Origin of the sequence: Paenibacillus mucilaginosus 3016 (assembly GCF_000250655.1) — a bacterium.
Taxonomy (GTDB): Bacteria; Bacillota; Bacilli; order Paenibacillales; family NBRC-103111; genus Paenibacillus_G; species Paenibacillus_G mucilaginosus.
Window position 1 is genome coordinate 4,069,684 of the sequence record NC_016935.1, and the last position, 14,393, is coordinate 4,084,076.

The following is a 14,393-nucleotide window of genomic DNA, read 5'->3' on the forward strand; positions in this document are numbered from 1 at the left end:
AGAAAGGGGGTTATCCATTTGGCTAGAAGCAAGGAGTTCGATACGAGTCTCGTGCTGCATAAGGCGATGGAGGTGTTCGGGCACTATGGTTATGAAGGCACCTCCATGCAGCTGCTGCTCGACGGCCTGGGCATTGCCCGTCAAAGCATGTATGATACGTACGGAACGAAACGGGATCTGTTCCTGAAGGCGGTCAAGCACTACGTGAACGAGAAGTCCTCGGCAGTTGTTGCCTATTTGGCGGAGACGACGCCAGTGAAGAAAGCCATCACCGATATATTCCTTGTCATCGGAGACACGCTAAGGGATGAACAGCGCCGCAAGGAGTGCTTCATTCTCTATAGCGCAATTGACCAGGTCCCACATGATCCGGAGATCGCCGAACTGTTCGAACAGGACAAAATCCGCTTGGAAGAGGCGCTCTACGAGGCGTTGATACGCGGTCAGCAGCATGGCGAATTCAGCGCAAACCGAGATATGCGGGCGCTGGCGCGGTATCTGTACCATGCGCGTTATGGGCTGACGCAAGTGGCCAAATTGACGGATGATCCGCTCGTCATCGAACAAATCACGGCAGTCACGCTGTCCGTACTGGAACATGAATGAAGCGTCGCAAGGTGCTTCATTCCTTTTTTCTCATATTAGAACGAATGGTCAAAATATAAAATCGGAACGCAGACACGTTAGTCTGCATGAAAAGAGGGATTGATCATGAATGCAACAAAATATAAAGGCTTAGCGCTATTCATCCTAGCGGTCTCGCAGTTGGTCATGGCGCTGGATTACACGATTGTCTTCGTGGCTATGCCGTCACTGGGCAATGAGCTCGGATTTTCGGCGAATCACTTGCAGTGGGTTGTCAGCGCTTATTCTCTTGCCTTCGGAGGCTTCCTCCTCATTGGCGGACGCTTATCCGATCTGATGGGAAGAAGACGCATGTTTATGATCGCGATAGGGCTCTTCGGACTCGGATCGCTGCTAGGGGGTCTGGCAGAATCACAATTGATGCTAATCGCAGCTAGAGCGCTGCAAGGTCTAGGCGGGTCATTGCTGTCGCCGGCAACCTTGTCGCTGATCATGTCGAACTTTAATGAAGGACCGGAGCGTAACCGGGCGATGGGCATATGGGCATCTATGGGCGGCGTAGGTATGTCGCTTGGCCTGCTGCTCGGCGGGGTGCTGACAAGCTACATCGGATGGGAGTCGACCTTCTTGGTCAACGTGCCCATCGCGCTTGCTGTCGTTATTCTCGCACCATTCGTATTGACGGAAAGCAAGGCGCCGACAGGCGCCAAGCATTATGATGTGGCTGGAACAATATCGGTAACAGCAGGTCTGCTGCTTGTGGTTTATTATCTGATTCAAGCCCCTGTCGAAGGCTGGGCTAATGCATCGACACTTCCTTTCGCCTTGATCGGGTTGCTTCTGCTGGTTGCTTTCGTAGGGATTGAGATACGATCGAAAGAGCCGCTGATTTCCTTCCGCATGTTCCGCAATCGGAATCTGACGGGAGCCGCATTGACAGCATTCTTGTTCTCAGCATCGTTTGGCTCGCTGTATTACTTCTTGACGCTTTATACGCAAGGCGTGCTGCATTATTCAGCCGTTCAATCGGGATTTAGTTTCCTGCCGCTGACACTAAGTGCATTCGTCGGCGCCAAATTGATCAATATGATGCTAGCCAAGGTAGGCGTAGCAGGTACGATTGCGACAGGCATGGGGCTAGGGGGTATTGGATTCCTGATACTGACAGGATTATCTGAGACCGGATCGGCTTGGGGAATGATCCCGGGTACCGTAATTATTGGGATCGGTCAGGCACTAGTCTTCACGACGATGTTTATTGCGGGGAGCGCCGGCATTGAACCGAAGGAGCAAGGTGTCGCCTCCGCACTAATCTCGACGGGTCAGCAGATTGGCGGGGCTATCGGTTTAGCCGTTATTATGGCGATTATCTCAGCAAGCCTGGGTATGACTTCCACGCTCGAGCATATGCAACCAGGGGATTTGAACTCCTCGATCCATACCGCATTCCTGATCTCGGCTGCAACAACACTGCTTGGCATTCTAGTTGCGTTCCTTGCCTTGAAGCAGCCGAAGCCGTCGAATCTCGATAATATTAAGGTTACGACATCTCATTGATAGGCGGGATTGCAAATCAACCGAAGTAAAAATTTATATTTGCGCTTGACCTAGAGTTTACTCTAGGTCTTTTGCTTTTACTTATGTGCATAAATGGAAAATGGTGGTATAGTCTTATACATAGATTTGCGATGCATAGTAATCAAAGGTAGTCATAAGAGAGAGGAGGCATTCCCGTGACACCGGTGAATAAAGAACTGCTGAAAGGAAGCACAGCCACCTTGATCTTGTCTCTGCTCGCAGAGCAGGATCTGTACGGCTATGAGCTGATCAAAGAGCTGGAGCACCGGTCCGGCGGCACGTTCGCACTCAAGGAAGGCACCTTGTACCCGATCCTGCACCAAATGGAGAGCCAGATGTGGGTGGAGGCGTACTGGCGGGAAGTAGGGGGGCGCAGGCGCAAGTACTACGGGATTACGGATCAAGGGCGGGGGCAGCTCAAGGAGAAGAAGGCCGAATGGAGCCTGTTCCGCCGTTCGGTCGACCAGGTGCTGGGGGAGGGGCCTGCATGATCCGGGATCAGGAGGAAGTGCGCAGCTACCTGACCCAGGTCATCTCGAAGGTTCGCGCCAAGGAGATTCATCATGAGATCCGCCAGGAGCTGGAGGGACACATCGAGGAACTGGCTTTGGAGAAGGAGTCGGAAGGCTGTACTAGGGAGGAGGCGGTCCGCTGGGCCGTCGGGCAGATGGGGGACCCCTTCGAAGTGGGACGGGATCTCCACAGAATTCATCGGCCGCGCATGAACTGGGGGCTGCTGGCAGGTGTGCTGCTTTTTGTCCTTTGCGGCGCCATGGCCATGCATGCGGTGGATGCAGGCAGTGGTACCGGTTCGACCGGTCTCCTGCAGCTCAAAGTGATTGGGGCGGCGATCGGTATTGGCGTCATGCTGCTGATCTGCCGGTGGGATTACCGTAAGTTGGAGAACGGGTCCAAGGGATTGTATCTGCTGGGCTTGCTGGCAGGGGCAGCTTGCTGGAACAACACGGTCATCTACCACGGGAGCTCCAATATCGTCCTCCTTGGTCCATTCCTGCTGGATGGGATGCTTGTCGGCGGTCTGCTCGTCTGCTCCGCTGCGGGAGGTTTGCGTTCCTGGTGGGAGAACAAGCGGTGGTTCTGGTTGAAATCATGGACCGCTTACGTGCTGCTTCCATCGCTGTTGTTTATTAAGCTGCACTGGTATCTGGGTCTCACCGTTTACCTCACAGGGTATACGGTGATGTTGTTGTTAATCACGAGGGCTCCCGCAAAGTCGATCCTTCCAACCTGCGGCCCCCTGCTCGGTTTCGGTATCTTCGCATTGACGGCTGCGGACCAGGCAAATCGTTATTATACCCGCCTCCAAGCCTTTTGGAGTCCCGGGAGCGTCTCACAAGATGCCTCTTATCAAATGATGAAAATGGAGGAGGGCATCCGTTCCGCAGGCTGGTGGGGCAGGGCTTGGGCCCGCAGCAGCATGATCTCCCTGGCTATATGCAGGAATCGGTCCTGGCCTATCTTATTTACACGTACGGCTGGGGCTTTGGGATTCTTGTTGTCTTCCTGGGTTGTTTGCTCGTCATCCGGCTGTGGTCGGCGGCCTTAAGCGTACATGATCGGTTCGGCAAGCTGCTCTCATCCGGCCTGGCGGGGATGCTCAGCTTTCAGTTCGGCTACAGCATCCTGATGACGTTCGGCTGGCTCCCGATCGTTTCGATTTCGGTTCCATTCCTCAGCGCCAGCAACGATTACATGATCATCCAGTGTGCATTCATCGGGCTCATTCTTGGAGTTTACAGGCGCAAGGATCTGGTTCGGGCACCATCTGGGCCGGTTAGGCGGTAGAAGAATGAACATAGAGCAGGTTGCCGCGGCAGGCAATCTGCTTCTTGTTTTTTGGATGAAGACGAGGGCCGCGCAGGGCAGGATATTTCAACAAGACAGCGAATACCATGTGGTATGATTTGGAAATCGGATACGAGGACAGGCAAGCAGTTAGCCGATGCCGGTATCCTTGGTCCTCTCATGAGTAAGCTGAATTCCGCCGATCAAACGAATCTGGAACAGAAGCAAGTGCAGTCGCATATGTATCAGCCCCAGCCGCAGGATCGACTCGATCAGCCCGCTTATTCGTATAATGCTATATTACCGTCCTGCTCAAAGGAAAGGGTCAGGGAAGCAGTCGTTTCCCAAAGGTGGAGCAATTCCGCCTGCTGAATATGCTGCATGATCCAAATCTGCAGTGAGGTTCAAAGGAGGTTGGTTGAATTGCGAGAGGAGCCTGCGAAGCGGGTCATCTATCTTATTTCCGGTCCGCTTGGCGCTGGAAAATCGACGGTCTCCAAAGCGCTGGCCGGTCAAATGGAGCCATGCGTTCTTCTTGAAGGGGACCATCTGCTTCATATGTTTCGGGGATCGGAGCCTTCGTGGGAGGAACGGTTAAGCTTGACATGGAAGAACATCGTCACGATCACCAGGAACTACATAGACCACGGCTTGAATGTCATTATTGATTTTGTAGTGGAGGATGAGCTGGAGTGGGTTTACACCGAATTAACAGATGGGAGCACAGAAATCAGGTATGTTGTACTCAGGGCCCATCCGGACCAGCTGGCCGAACGGCTCAAGCAGCGGGGAGACCCGGATTCCCTGACCCGCTCGCTATTCTTATTGAATGTACTGGAAAACTCACCGGCGAATCAAGGCTATCTCTATGATACGACCGGTAAACCACCCGAAGGGATTGCCGAGGTAATCCGGCAAGATCCTCGATTCTTGGTTCGCATGCAGCCCGGAACTCCAGACTTAGGAGGGAGTAAAGCTTAATGCCGGACATAATGGCCATGGACGGGCCTATGAGAGAAGCGCTGGCCGAACGGCTCGGAGGCGTTGTGGTCTCCCGCGGAAGGCTGCACATGCTCCAAGAGCTGCCGGGTCTGGCTGCGGTCGGCGGTACGGGAGAGATCGCGGGGTGCTTGTTCTACGCTGTGTCAGAGGAAGCGTGCGAGATCGTCTCCCTGGAGAGCTTCCGGGAGAACGAGGGCGTCGGCAGCGGGCTGATCGGGCAGGTGAGGCGCATCGCGGAGGAGGCCGGATGCTCACGCCTGTGGCTGATTACCACGAACGAGAATATCCGCGCGATCCGCTTTTACCAAAGGCGGGGCTTCGACATGAAGGCGCTGCACGTGGATGCGGTGGCCGAGGCCCGTAAGCTGAAGCCATCCATCCCGCTTCAGAGCGGGGAAGGGATCCCGATCCGGCATGAGATCGAGTTCGAGATGCGGCTGAACATTGAACAAGCAGTCTAACAGATGAGGGAGGAACAGAACATGAACACCAAACAGCTTGCGGCGGAGAAAGCCGTGGAATCGATCGAAGAAGGGATGATCGTCGGGCTGGGTACCGGCTCGACCGCGTATTTTGCCATCCGGCGCATTGCGGAGCGGGTGAAGGAAGGGCTGAGCATCCGCGCGGTGGCGTCATCGCAGCACTCCGAGGATCTGGCGCGGGAGTGGGGCATCCCCTTGGTGGCCTTCGACGAGATTGAGGCGATCGATGTGACGATCGACGGGGCCGACGAAGCGGACGGCGAAGCCAATCTGATCAAGGGGGGCGGGGGCGCGCTTCTCCGGGAGAAAATTCTTGCGCATCACAGCCGCCGGATGATCGTCATTGTCGACGAGTCGAAGCGGGTGGAGCGGCTGGGGGCTTTTCCGCTGCCGGTGGAGATTGTGCCGTTCGCCGAGAATCTGACGCTGCGCAGCCTGAAGGAGCTTGGGGTAGAGCCGCAGCTGCGCATGAAGGAAGGCGTGCTCTTCCGCACGGATAACGGCAACCTGATCGCGGACTGCCGGTTCGGATCGATCGACGATGCGGCTCAGCTCGAACGCCGTCTGAATCTCATTCCCGGCGTGGTGGAGAATGGATTGTTCGTCCGGATGGCGCATACGGTGGTGACCGGCTATGGGGACGGCAGGGTGACCATGCAAGACTACATGTGAATATTCTTCTATCAGGGTTCATATCTTCTCATTTAATTCCACGGGCGAATCCGCTACAATAGACTCCATAAGGGGTCTGTGCATCACCCAAGGCCCGTCATGCCATATTAGTGAGGTGTCCATCTTGTTAAAAAAATTGGATTATACCCCGCCGGTGAACGGCTTCCCGGAGTGGAACAACAATCCGGACGTATATGAAGTGAATCGGATGAAAGCGCATGCTTCCCTGATGCCTTTCGATACGGTGGAGGAAGCGCTAGCCGGCCGGAAGGCGGAAGCGAGAAGATACCGTTCCCTGAACGGAGACTGGAAGTTCAGCTTCGCCGAGAATCCGGAGAAGCGGATTCAGGAGTTCTATCGTACGGATTACGATGTCAGCGGATGGGACACGATCCCCGTACCGTCCCACTGGCAACTGCAGGGCTACGATTACCCGCAGTACACGAACATCCGCTATCCATGGGAGAAGACGGAGGATATCAAGGCGCCTTTCGCTCCGACGAAGTACAATCCGGTCGGTTCGTACGTGCGGTCCTTCGAGGTGCCGGAGGAGTGGAAGGGCGAGCCGGTCTACCTGAGCTTCCAAGGGGTCGAGTCGGCCTTCTACGTCTGGGTGAACGGGGATCTCGTCGGCTACAGCGAAGATACCTTCACGCCGGCGGAGTTCGATGTGACGCCGTACCTTGTACCGGGCGAAAACCGCCTGGCGGTTGAGGTGTACCGCTGGTGCGACGCCAGCTGGCTCGAGGACCAGGACTTCTGGCGGATGAGCGGGATTTTCCGCGACGTGTACCTGTATTCGACGCCTGCGGTGCATATCTATGACTTCTTCGCCCGTCCGGAGCTCGAAGCGGACTATGGGTCCGCCCGGCTGGTCATCGATGCCGAGCTCGTGAACTACGCTTCGGCTTACAACGGCCAGGCTTCGCTGGAAGCCCAGCTGTACGACGCGGCACAGCAGCCGCTCTGGAACGAGCCGCTGCGTTGGCAGGAAGCCGTGGACGGTACGGCTTCGAAGACGCTGCAGCTCACCGGCAGCGTGAACGCGCCGCTGCTGTGGAGCGCGGAGCAGCCGAACCTGTACACGCTCGTGCTGAGCCTGCGCGGTGACAATGGCGGCCTGCTCGAGACGGTCTCGTGCCGCGTCGGCTTCCGGAAGTTCGAGCTCGAAGACGGCCTGATGAAGATCAACGGGAAGCGGATCGTGTTCAAAGGTGTGAACCGTCACGAGTTCTCCTGCGACCGCGGGCGTTCGGTGACGGCCGAGGACATGCTGGCGGATATTCTGCTCATGAAGCGGCACAACATCAACGCCGTGCGCACTTCGCACTATCCGAACCATCCGCTGTGGTATGACCTCTGCGACGAATACGGCTTGTACGTCATTGACGAGACGAACATGGAAACCCACGGCTCCTGGGAGTACGGGCAGAGGGAAGAAGGCGACACCGTGCCGGGCAGCAAGCCGGAGTGGACCGGAGCGGTGCTGGACCGGGCGAATTCCATGCTCCAGCGGGACAAGAACCACCCGTCGATCATCATCTGGTCGCTCGGGAACGAATCGTTCGGCGGGGATAACTTCATCAAGATGCACGACTTCCTCAAAAAGGCGGATCCATCGCGTCTCGTGCACTACGAGGGCGTCTTCCACTGGCGGGCTTCCGATGCGGCTTCCGACATGGAAAGCCACATGTATACGAAGCCGGACCGGGTCGAGGAGTACGCGCTGCAGTGGCCGAAGAAGCCGTTCATCCTGTGCGAATACAGCCATGCCATGGGCAACTCCTGCGGCAATCTGAAGAAGTACACGGACCTCACCGACAAGTACCCGGTGCTGCAGGGCGGGTTCATCTGGGATTGGATCGATCAGTCGATCCGGACGAAGACCGAAGACGGCACGGAGTATTTCGCTTACGGCGGGGACTTCGGCGAACCGCTGCATGACGGCAACTTCTGCGGCAACGGTCTGATCTTCGCCGACCGGACTGTCTCTCCGAAAATTCACGAGGTCAAAGCCTGCTACCAGAACGTGCGCTTTGAGTCCGTGAACCTGCAGGAGGGCCGGGTGAAGGTGCACAATGCGTTCCTGTTCACGGATCTCGGCGAGTTCCGCTGCGTGTATCAGGTGCAGAAGAACGGCCGTACGGTCCAGGAAGGCGAGCTCTCCCTGCAGCTGGCACCGCTGGATTCGGCCGAGCTGACGGTACCCCTCGAGCTGCCGAAGGAAGCGTCCCGCGGGGAGGAGTACCTGCTGAACATCTCGCTCGTGCTTCGCGAGTCTGCGAAGTGGGCGGACGCCGGTCATGAGGTGGCCTTCGGTCAGTTCGTGCTGCCGGTGGCGGCATCCGGTGCCGCTTCGAAGTCGGACGCCAAGCCGGCGCCTCTGGCACTGGACGAGACCGGCGAGGAGATTGCGGTGTCCGGCGGCGGCTTCCGGGCGGCCTTCGACAAGCGGACCGGCAGCCTGATCTCTTACAGCTTCCAGGGGACCGAGCTGCTGCAGGAAGGACTCGCGCCGAACTTCTGGCGTGCGTACACGGACAATGACAAGGGCAGCAAGCTGCACGAGCGCAGTGCGGTATGGCGCTCCGCCGGAGCCGAGCGGACGCTGACGGGTCTTGCGGCGGAGCTGCAGGGCGCAAGTGCCGTGATCCGGGCGGAGTACTCGCTGCCTGCAGGAGTCGGCACCACATGCACCGTGCTCTACACCGTGAAGCCGGACGGCGAGGTCGAAGTCGCCCTGGAGCTGGTACCGGGAGAGGGACTGCCGGAGATTCCGGAGATCGGGACGATGCTCGTTCTGGGCGGCAGCTTCGGCCAGCTGGCCTGGTACGGCCGCGGACCGCATGAGAACTACTGGGACCGCAGCAACGGTGCAAGGATCGGCCTCTACGAGGGCCATGTAGCCGACCAGTTCGTGCCGTACCTGCGTCCGCAGGAGTGCGGCAACAAGACCGGCGTCCGCTTTGCAACGGTGACGAACGGCACAGGCCTCGGCCTGCGCATCACCGGCGAGCCGGAGTTCGAGCTGAACGCCCTGCCGTATACACCGGCGGAGCTGGAGGAGCATGACCACGTCTACAAGCTGCCGCAGAGCGGCAAGACCGTGCTGCGCATCAACTACAAGCAGATGGGCGTAGGCGGCGACGACAGCTGGGGGGCGAAGACGCATCCGGAGTACACGCTGTTCGCGAACCGGACGTACGCCTACCGCTTCACGCTACAGGGGACGCAGCTCTAAGACGGCACGCGCAAACTTGGGCGCATAAAATCTTCGCACATGAAGATACTGGAAGTAAAACAAGTGAGGTGCTTCTTCATGTGCGAACGATTCAGTCTTTCCTCTCCGCTGCAGGAGGTGTCGGAGCGGTTCGGCATCCGTCAGGTCCGCTTTGCCTACACTCCGCGCTACAACATCTCGCCGACCCAGCCCGTCTCCGTCATCGTGCCCCATAAGGGCGAACGGATGCTGGAGGAGCACCGCTGGGGACTCGTCCCGTTCTGGGGCAAGGATGCGGTGAACGCGGACAGCTCGGCGGTCCATGAGAAGCCGGCCTACCGCAAGCTGTTCGCGCAGCAGCGCTGCATTATCCCTTCTAACGGCTTCTACGTCTGGAAGACGGTGAAGAAGAAGCGCGAGCCCCTGCGCGTGGTGCTGAAGGAGGGCGGACCGTTCGGCATGGCGGGACTGTACGAGATCTGGAAGGACACGCGCGGCAAGGAGTACCGCACCTGCACCGTCATGATGACCCGCGCCAACCGGTTCGTGTTCGAGTACGACGAGCGCATGCCTGTCATACTCGACGACGCCGCGATGGACGACTGGCTCGACCCGCTGCGCAACGGGCAGACGGACTTCCTGCAGAGCCTGCTGCAGCCCTATGCCCCGGAGCGGATGCGCGCATATGCCGTCTCCCCGGAGGTGGCCGGGCGGGAAGAGCTCGGAGCCGAGGATGTCGAGCCGGTACCGGGACGGATGGCCTGGATGAAACGATAGCTTGAATGGTTGGGCTGAAACGAAGTGCTGGAACGGATGGAAGAAATCAAAAGGCCGAAATTAATAGGCTGACATCAAAAGGCTGAATCGAAACCGGCAGAGAAGCGATACCCGTTAGGGTGTCGCTTTTTTCTTATGAACAGATGGAATTAAATCTTACAAGGGCTCACTTCTGGCGCTTCATGAAACCGTTACACCTCGTTAATATTCTTCGAATAGTGGAATGGCACAATGAGAGGTGCTGCACAATCGGGCCCTTATCCTGCGAATCGGCGGGAGGGGGCGGCGGAGGACGGAGGAGAGGCGCATGGAGATCAGGAGGGGAATGGACATGACGGCTCCAGCGGCAGACGGGGACCGGGGGGGAGAGAGGGAGCCGGCACGGAGCGGGAGCTCGAAACCCGTGCGGCTGCCCGCCGGGATCCGGTACGCAGGACTCTGCTGGTTGGCATACGCCTCAGGGCGGGCAGTGCGACTGCACTGGGTTCTGCTGCTGGCGGCTGCCCTGCTCGGGGGAGGCTGTGCCGTACTCTTTGCCGGAAGCGGTACGGCACACGTGGCCGCGTCAGCGCCTGCGGCAGACGAAGCGGCCGGGGCTGTCGAAGCAGTGGCGAAGCAGATGGAATCCGGCATACTCCGGGAGCTCGCGGGAAGCCGTGCCCTGCAGGAATTCTGGACGGCTGAGCCGGGCAATCCCGGTGACATCGCGGAGTTCAACCTGTCCAGGGATCTGAATGGACTCCTGAGCGCCTACCCTGCTCTGGATTCCATCCACGTCTACCGCAGCCGGGACGGCAGGGTGCTGACTCCGAAGCATGCGGTGAACTGGGACGAGGTCCCGGGGCGGGATGCTCTGGCTGAGGAGCTGACAAGGGATCCGAAGGGAGGCTGGCTGCCTGTCCGTACAGAGGAGGCGGCCTTCGGGAATGGAGCCGCTCAAGCCCCGGTCCTCTCGCTGACCCTGCGGTCACCGCTCCCGGCCGGGAAGGAGGGAGTCGTGATCCTGCGTGCAAGCGCCGGTGAGCTGCTTCAGGCGGCGGGTCTCCCGGATCCAGCGGATCATCCGGGGAACCCGCGGCTGACCATTCGGGACAGCCGCGGCGTTGAGATCTATCCGTACCCGTCGGGCGGACCGGCGGTTGTCCACAAGACCGAAAGGTTGAATTCCTCGTCCGATGTTATGCATGAATCGACCTATCTCGGCTGGACCTTCACATCGGCACATTCGGGGGATAATCCGGCAGGGTTCCCGCTTCTGCAGCAAGCATCAGCTTGGGGTGCTTTCAGCATTCTTGTCTTCCTGTTCATTTGGCTGACCGCCTGGAAGCTGAACGCCGGCGGAGGAAGCATGGTGATGCAGCCGGGGGCAGGGCGCATTCGCGGGCGTTCGCTTGACGCAGCATCAGATCATGCGGACGCTAAGGGTGACAGCGGCGGAACTGCTCCGTCAGCCGGGGAGTCATTGGGAAAAAGGCAGGCATCATCACCGGGAGAAGCGGGGTCAGACGAGGAAGAGCGGCAGAAGAGAAAGGATCCGCGGGGAGAGATCGGTATGCCCGGCGTACCGCCGGGTGAAACCGCTGTCTACCCGGCCGCCGTTGGGCCCGAACCGGCCTGCCCAGACAAGGGCAGTCAAGAGCACGGCCGCCTGCCGGGTGCTTCACAAGCGGAGTTCCGATACGGCCCGGAAGATCGGCAGGGGCATCCCGTTTTGACATCCTATCATTATTTGTACAAGGGGACTAGCCGTATGAATGAGATACGGAACTATATGGAGCAGCATTATGCGGATTCCGATTTCTCGCTGACCCGGCTCAGCGAGCTGCTCGGACTGAAGCCCAAATATGCCAGTCAGCTCTTCAAAGAAACGTTCGGCGTGACCTTCCTGGAGTATACGGCGGGCCTGCGCGTGGAAGAGGCCAAACGGCGGCTGCGCCAAACGGATGAGACGGTGCATGAGATCGCGCTGGCTGTGGGGTATTTGACCCCCATTTCCTTCGGGCGCATGTTCAAGCGCTGCACCGGTATCACCCCGGGCGAATACCGGCGGGCCTGCCGTATGGACGGGAAGTCGGCCGGGGCAGACCCCATCATCATATCAACAGAATGTCAAAATGGTGATATCCTCCCTCTCTGATGTTCGTCTTCTGCGCTTCAGGGAGAGTGACGAATCATCTGGAATCGGGTTGGCCGGGTGGAAAATGGACTCTATCCTCTGCGGAGGCCCGCAGGGTATAACCGGGATAGACGGAAGCATTGCTGCACCGTCGGCATATACCCCATCGGGGAACCAAGAGGAGATGAACATTCATGTTGAAGAAGTTCCGCAAACCCATGATGAGAAGCGCGCTGCTGTGCAGCTGCGTCTTCCTGGCCGCCGCCGGAGTGCTGCAGCCGGCAGGCACCGCCTTCGCCGCGATGAGCGCGGACAGCCAGGCGAAGCTCGCCGGGTACTGGTCGCCGATCCTGTACCAGGATGTCGGCGGCAAGCCGGAAGGGGACATCCCGACGACCGTCAATTTTGACGGCGACTGGTCCGGTACGAACAACTGGGAGAACATCGGCCAATACGGCCGCGGCCTCAAGGCCCTCTACCCGAACACGTACTGGTCCCTGGTGGAGTCGGAGACGCACTATTTTATCGGGTACAACTTCTTCTATGCGACCCACGATCCGCAGACCTCCTTCGGCGACCATGAGAATGATATGGAAGGCATCATGCTCGTGGTGCGCAAGCCGGGCGTGAAGCGCAAGGACGGCACGACGGTCACCCAGCCGTCCGGCGAGCTGGAGCTGGCCCTGATGCCGCGTCATGCCAAGCTCGGGATGTTCGCGCCGACGAATACGGCCATCCAGTACAAGCCGGGCATGAGCTCCGTCTACTACGACGGCACGTTCACTACGGAGGCGAATACGACGGGGACGCATATCCGTGTCTACAGCGCGCAGAACGACGCGCCGCTGACGGATTCCGAAGGTGACTTCGGCCACGCGCTCAAGGCGTACAACAGTGCCGGGGCGGAGGGCGATACGGGCTTTATTTTCCACTGGGGCGGCTCCGGCAGCTCGGCGATCAACATGAATGCCTCGGGCACGGCCAACTGGGACAATTACATGAGCGACTTCGTGGAGTCGAAGCGGATGAACTTCGGCCTGATCCCGATGGAGAGCTCGATCTGGACGCTGCGCAATAACATGACGCTGAATCTGTGGGCGAGCTACGGGACATTCAAGGGCGATACGGGCCGCGCCGATGCCGCCAATGCGCCTTGGGGCTGGAGCTTCGAAGGCTACCGGGACCTCGGGGGCGGTACGATGCTCATCGATCCGGCGGCTTTCGTCGACGCCTTGTTCGACGACCTGGGGCCGTTCTCCAAGGTATATCTGACGAATGCGTACAAGTAAGAAGCGGGAAACATAGGAAGGCTTAGGGGCAGCGCTGCTGTCCCTTTTTGCTGCTTTCAGGTCGGCACCGGTTTAACACTATTTTACAATTATGGCATGATAGAGTGATAGAGGCGCAGTACAATCACGCGGCTGATTCAAGCCTAAGGGCTGACAGGCAGGAGGGATAGCATGTTTTATCAGAATATCTTGTACGGATTGTTCGTGATCGTGCTAGCCGTGGTGTCCATCTTCACCGGAGAGCCGGTCACCTTCATTATGCTGGGCTTTATTCTGATGAGCCTGATCACGATTACGTCTTATTTGAAGAAAATCTATGAGGCGGTCAAAAAATGAGGCTGCCTGCGGAGGCAGAGGGGGATTCGTGCATGCTGGTGAAGCTGATTGCCTGCCGGGTGCCGGAGCGGAGCCGGACGCAGTTTGCAGAGGCCCAGATGAGATGGTCGGAGCTGAAGGATGTGGAGGGCTTTATCCTACAGCTCGGGGGGATGGGCACAGGAGAGCCCGGAGACCGCCCTGATCCTGGCCCTGTGGCAGGAAAAGCGGGGGTACTTTGACTTCATGAGGGAGCGGCACGACGATCTCTTCGAGAGGACGGGCCAGCGGGGCACGTATGAAGCCATCCGGATCAGTGTGGGAGTGACCGGGGACGACTGGCTGGGGGCTGAGGCGGTGCAGGGGCCCGTGAAGCTAATCGACCCGGGGGCTTCAAAGGCAGGGGATGCGGTGACCTGGAGCCGCTCGGGGGATGGGGTGGAGCTCCGTTGGCCGGGGGTGTTCTCCGGGATGCTGAATCCGCCGTTCGGGTTCGCGGGTGAAGCTTCATTTTCAATCAACCGCGATTGGACGATTGGGTAAAATAAGTT

At 58.6% G+C, this 14,393-nt stretch carries 15 protein-coding genes; all 15 read left to right on the plus strand.

The features are described 5' to 3' along the window. Positions 1 to 18: 18 nt before the first annotated feature. The 15 genes from PM3016_RS17785 (at position 19) to PM3016_RS17850 (ending at position 14,385) form a co-directional block, all read left to right on the plus strand. Complete coding sequence (locus PM3016_RS17785; protein WP_014370374.1) at positions 19 to 606, plus strand: TetR/AcrR family transcriptional regulator; 588 nt, start codon at positions 19 to 21, stop codon at positions 604 to 606. 105 nt (positions 607 to 711) lie between these two features. Beyond that, complete coding sequence (locus tag PM3016_RS17790; protein ID WP_014370375.1) at positions 712 to 2,142, plus strand: MFS transporter; 1,431 nt, start codon at positions 712 to 714, stop codon at positions 2,140 to 2,142. 176 nt (positions 2,143 to 2,318) lie between these two features. Next, positions 2,319 to 2,654 carry a PadR family transcriptional regulator gene (locus tag PM3016_RS17795; protein WP_014370376.1) on the plus strand — a complete coding sequence of 112 codons (336 nt, stop codon included), beginning with the start codon at positions 2,319 to 2,321 and terminating at the stop codon, positions 2,652 to 2,654. Further along, on the plus strand, positions 2,651 to 3,730 hold the full coding sequence (locus PM3016_RS39780) for a permease prefix domain 1-containing protein (RefSeq protein ID WP_014370377.1): 1,080 nt from the start codon (positions 2,651 to 2,653) through the stop codon (positions 3,728 to 3,730). The genes PM3016_RS17795 and PM3016_RS39780 overlap by 4 nt, the downstream gene beginning before the upstream one ends. After that, a complete protein-coding gene (locus PM3016_RS41415; RefSeq protein ID WP_420798963.1) occupies positions 3,619 to 3,969 on the plus strand; it encodes an FtsW/RodA/SpoVE family cell cycle protein in 351 nt (116 codons plus the stop codon). Before PM3016_RS39780 ends, PM3016_RS41415 begins: the two co-directional genes overlap by 112 nt. A 423-nt stretch (positions 3,970 to 4,392) precedes the next feature. Then, the gene (locus PM3016_RS17815; protein WP_014370378.1) at positions 4,393 to 4,950 is read left to right on the plus strand and encodes a P-loop nucleotide/nucleoside kinase family protein; all 558 of its coding nucleotides are present in this window, start codon (positions 4,393 to 4,395) and stop codon (positions 4,948 to 4,950) included. Beyond that, complete coding sequence (locus tag PM3016_RS17820) at positions 4,950 to 5,432, plus strand: GNAT family N-acetyltransferase (RefSeq protein ID WP_014370379.1); 483 nt, start codon at positions 4,950 to 4,952, stop codon at positions 5,430 to 5,432. The genes PM3016_RS17815 and PM3016_RS17820 overlap by 1 nt, the downstream gene beginning before the upstream one ends. Positions 5,433 to 5,453: 21 nt before the next feature. Further along, positions 5,454 to 6,125, plus strand: coding sequence for a ribose-5-phosphate isomerase RpiA (gene rpiA / locus PM3016_RS17825; RefSeq protein WP_014370380.1), 672 nt, complete (start codon positions 5,454 to 5,456; stop codon positions 6,123 to 6,125). A gap of 124 nt (positions 6,126 to 6,249) precedes the next feature. Then, positions 6,250 to 9,366 (plus strand): beta-galactosidase, LacZ type, encoded by a 3,117-nt coding sequence (lacZ, locus tag PM3016_RS17830; protein ID WP_014370381.1) that lies wholly within the window; start codon positions 6,250 to 6,252, stop codon positions 9,364 to 9,366. A gap of 78 nt (positions 9,367 to 9,444) precedes the next feature. After that, complete coding sequence (locus tag PM3016_RS17835; protein WP_014370382.1) at positions 9,445 to 10,122, plus strand: SOS response-associated peptidase; 678 nt, start codon at positions 9,445 to 9,447, stop codon at positions 10,120 to 10,122. 331 nt (positions 10,123 to 10,453) lie between these two features. Further along, the gene (locus PM3016_RS17840; protein ID WP_014370383.1) at positions 10,454 to 12,259 is read left to right on the plus strand and encodes a helix-turn-helix domain-containing protein; all 1,806 of its coding nucleotides are present in this window, start codon (positions 10,454 to 10,456) and stop codon (positions 12,257 to 12,259) included. Positions 12,260 to 12,432: 173 nt separating this feature from the next. Then, the gene (locus PM3016_RS17845; protein WP_014370384.1) at positions 12,433 to 13,527 is read left to right on the plus strand and encodes a hypothetical protein; all 1,095 of its coding nucleotides are present in this window, start codon (positions 12,433 to 12,435) and stop codon (positions 13,525 to 13,527) included. A 171-nt stretch (positions 13,528 to 13,698) separates the two neighbouring features. Further along, positions 13,699 to 13,863: a hypothetical protein gene (locus PM3016_RS38725; protein WP_014370385.1), complete on the plus strand. Its 165-nt coding sequence runs from the start codon at positions 13,699 to 13,701 to the stop codon at positions 13,861 to 13,863. Then, entirely contained in the window at positions 13,860 to 14,084 is a 225-nt protein-coding gene (locus tag PM3016_RS41150; protein WP_337999627.1) for a DUF4937 domain-containing protein, read from the plus strand. The genes PM3016_RS38725 and PM3016_RS41150 overlap by 4 nt, the downstream gene beginning before the upstream one ends. Next, complete coding sequence (locus tag PM3016_RS17850; RefSeq protein WP_014370386.1) at positions 13,984 to 14,385, plus strand: DUF4937 domain-containing protein; 402 nt, start codon at positions 13,984 to 13,986, stop codon at positions 14,383 to 14,385. The genes PM3016_RS41150 and PM3016_RS17850 overlap by 101 nt, the downstream gene beginning before the upstream one ends. Positions 14,386 to 14,393 lie beyond the last annotated feature (8 nt).

Coding starts and splice junctions, on each gene's coding strand:
- PM3016_RS17790 (WP_014370375.1), top strand. CDS start 712: ATGAATGCAACAAAATATAAAGGCTTAGCGCTATTCATCCTAGCGGTC.
- PM3016_RS39780 (WP_014370377.1), top strand. CDS start 2,651: ATGATCCGGGATCAGGAGGAAGTGCGCAGCTACCTGACCCAGGTCATC.
- PM3016_RS41415 (WP_420798963.1), top strand. CDS start 3,619: ATGCAGGAATCGGTCCTGGCCTATCTTATTTACACGTACGGCTGGGGC.
- PM3016_RS17820 (WP_014370379.1), top strand. CDS start 4,950: ATGCCGGACATAATGGCCATGGACGGGCCTATGAGAGAAGCGCTGGCC.
- rpiA (WP_014370380.1), top strand. CDS start 5,454: ATGAACACCAAACAGCTTGCGGCGGAGAAAGCCGTGGAATCGATCGAA.
- PM3016_RS17835 (WP_014370382.1), top strand. CDS start 9,445: ATGTGCGAACGATTCAGTCTTTCCTCTCCGCTGCAGGAGGTGTCGGAG.
- PM3016_RS17840 (WP_014370383.1), top strand. CDS start 10,454: ATGACGGCTCCAGCGGCAGACGGGGACCGGGGGGGAGAGAGGGAGCCG.
- PM3016_RS17845 (WP_014370384.1), top strand. CDS start 12,433: ATGTTGAAGAAGTTCCGCAAACCCATGATGAGAAGCGCGCTGCTGTGC.
- PM3016_RS38725 (WP_014370385.1), top strand. CDS start 13,699: ATGTTTTATCAGAATATCTTGTACGGATTGTTCGTGATCGTGCTAGCC.
- PM3016_RS41150 (WP_337999627.1), top strand. CDS start 13,860: ATGAGGCTGCCTGCGGAGGCAGAGGGGGATTCGTGCATGCTGGTGAAG.
- PM3016_RS17850 (WP_014370386.1), top strand. CDS start 13,984: ATGTGGAGGGCTTTATCCTACAGCTCGGGGGGATGGGCACAGGAGAGC.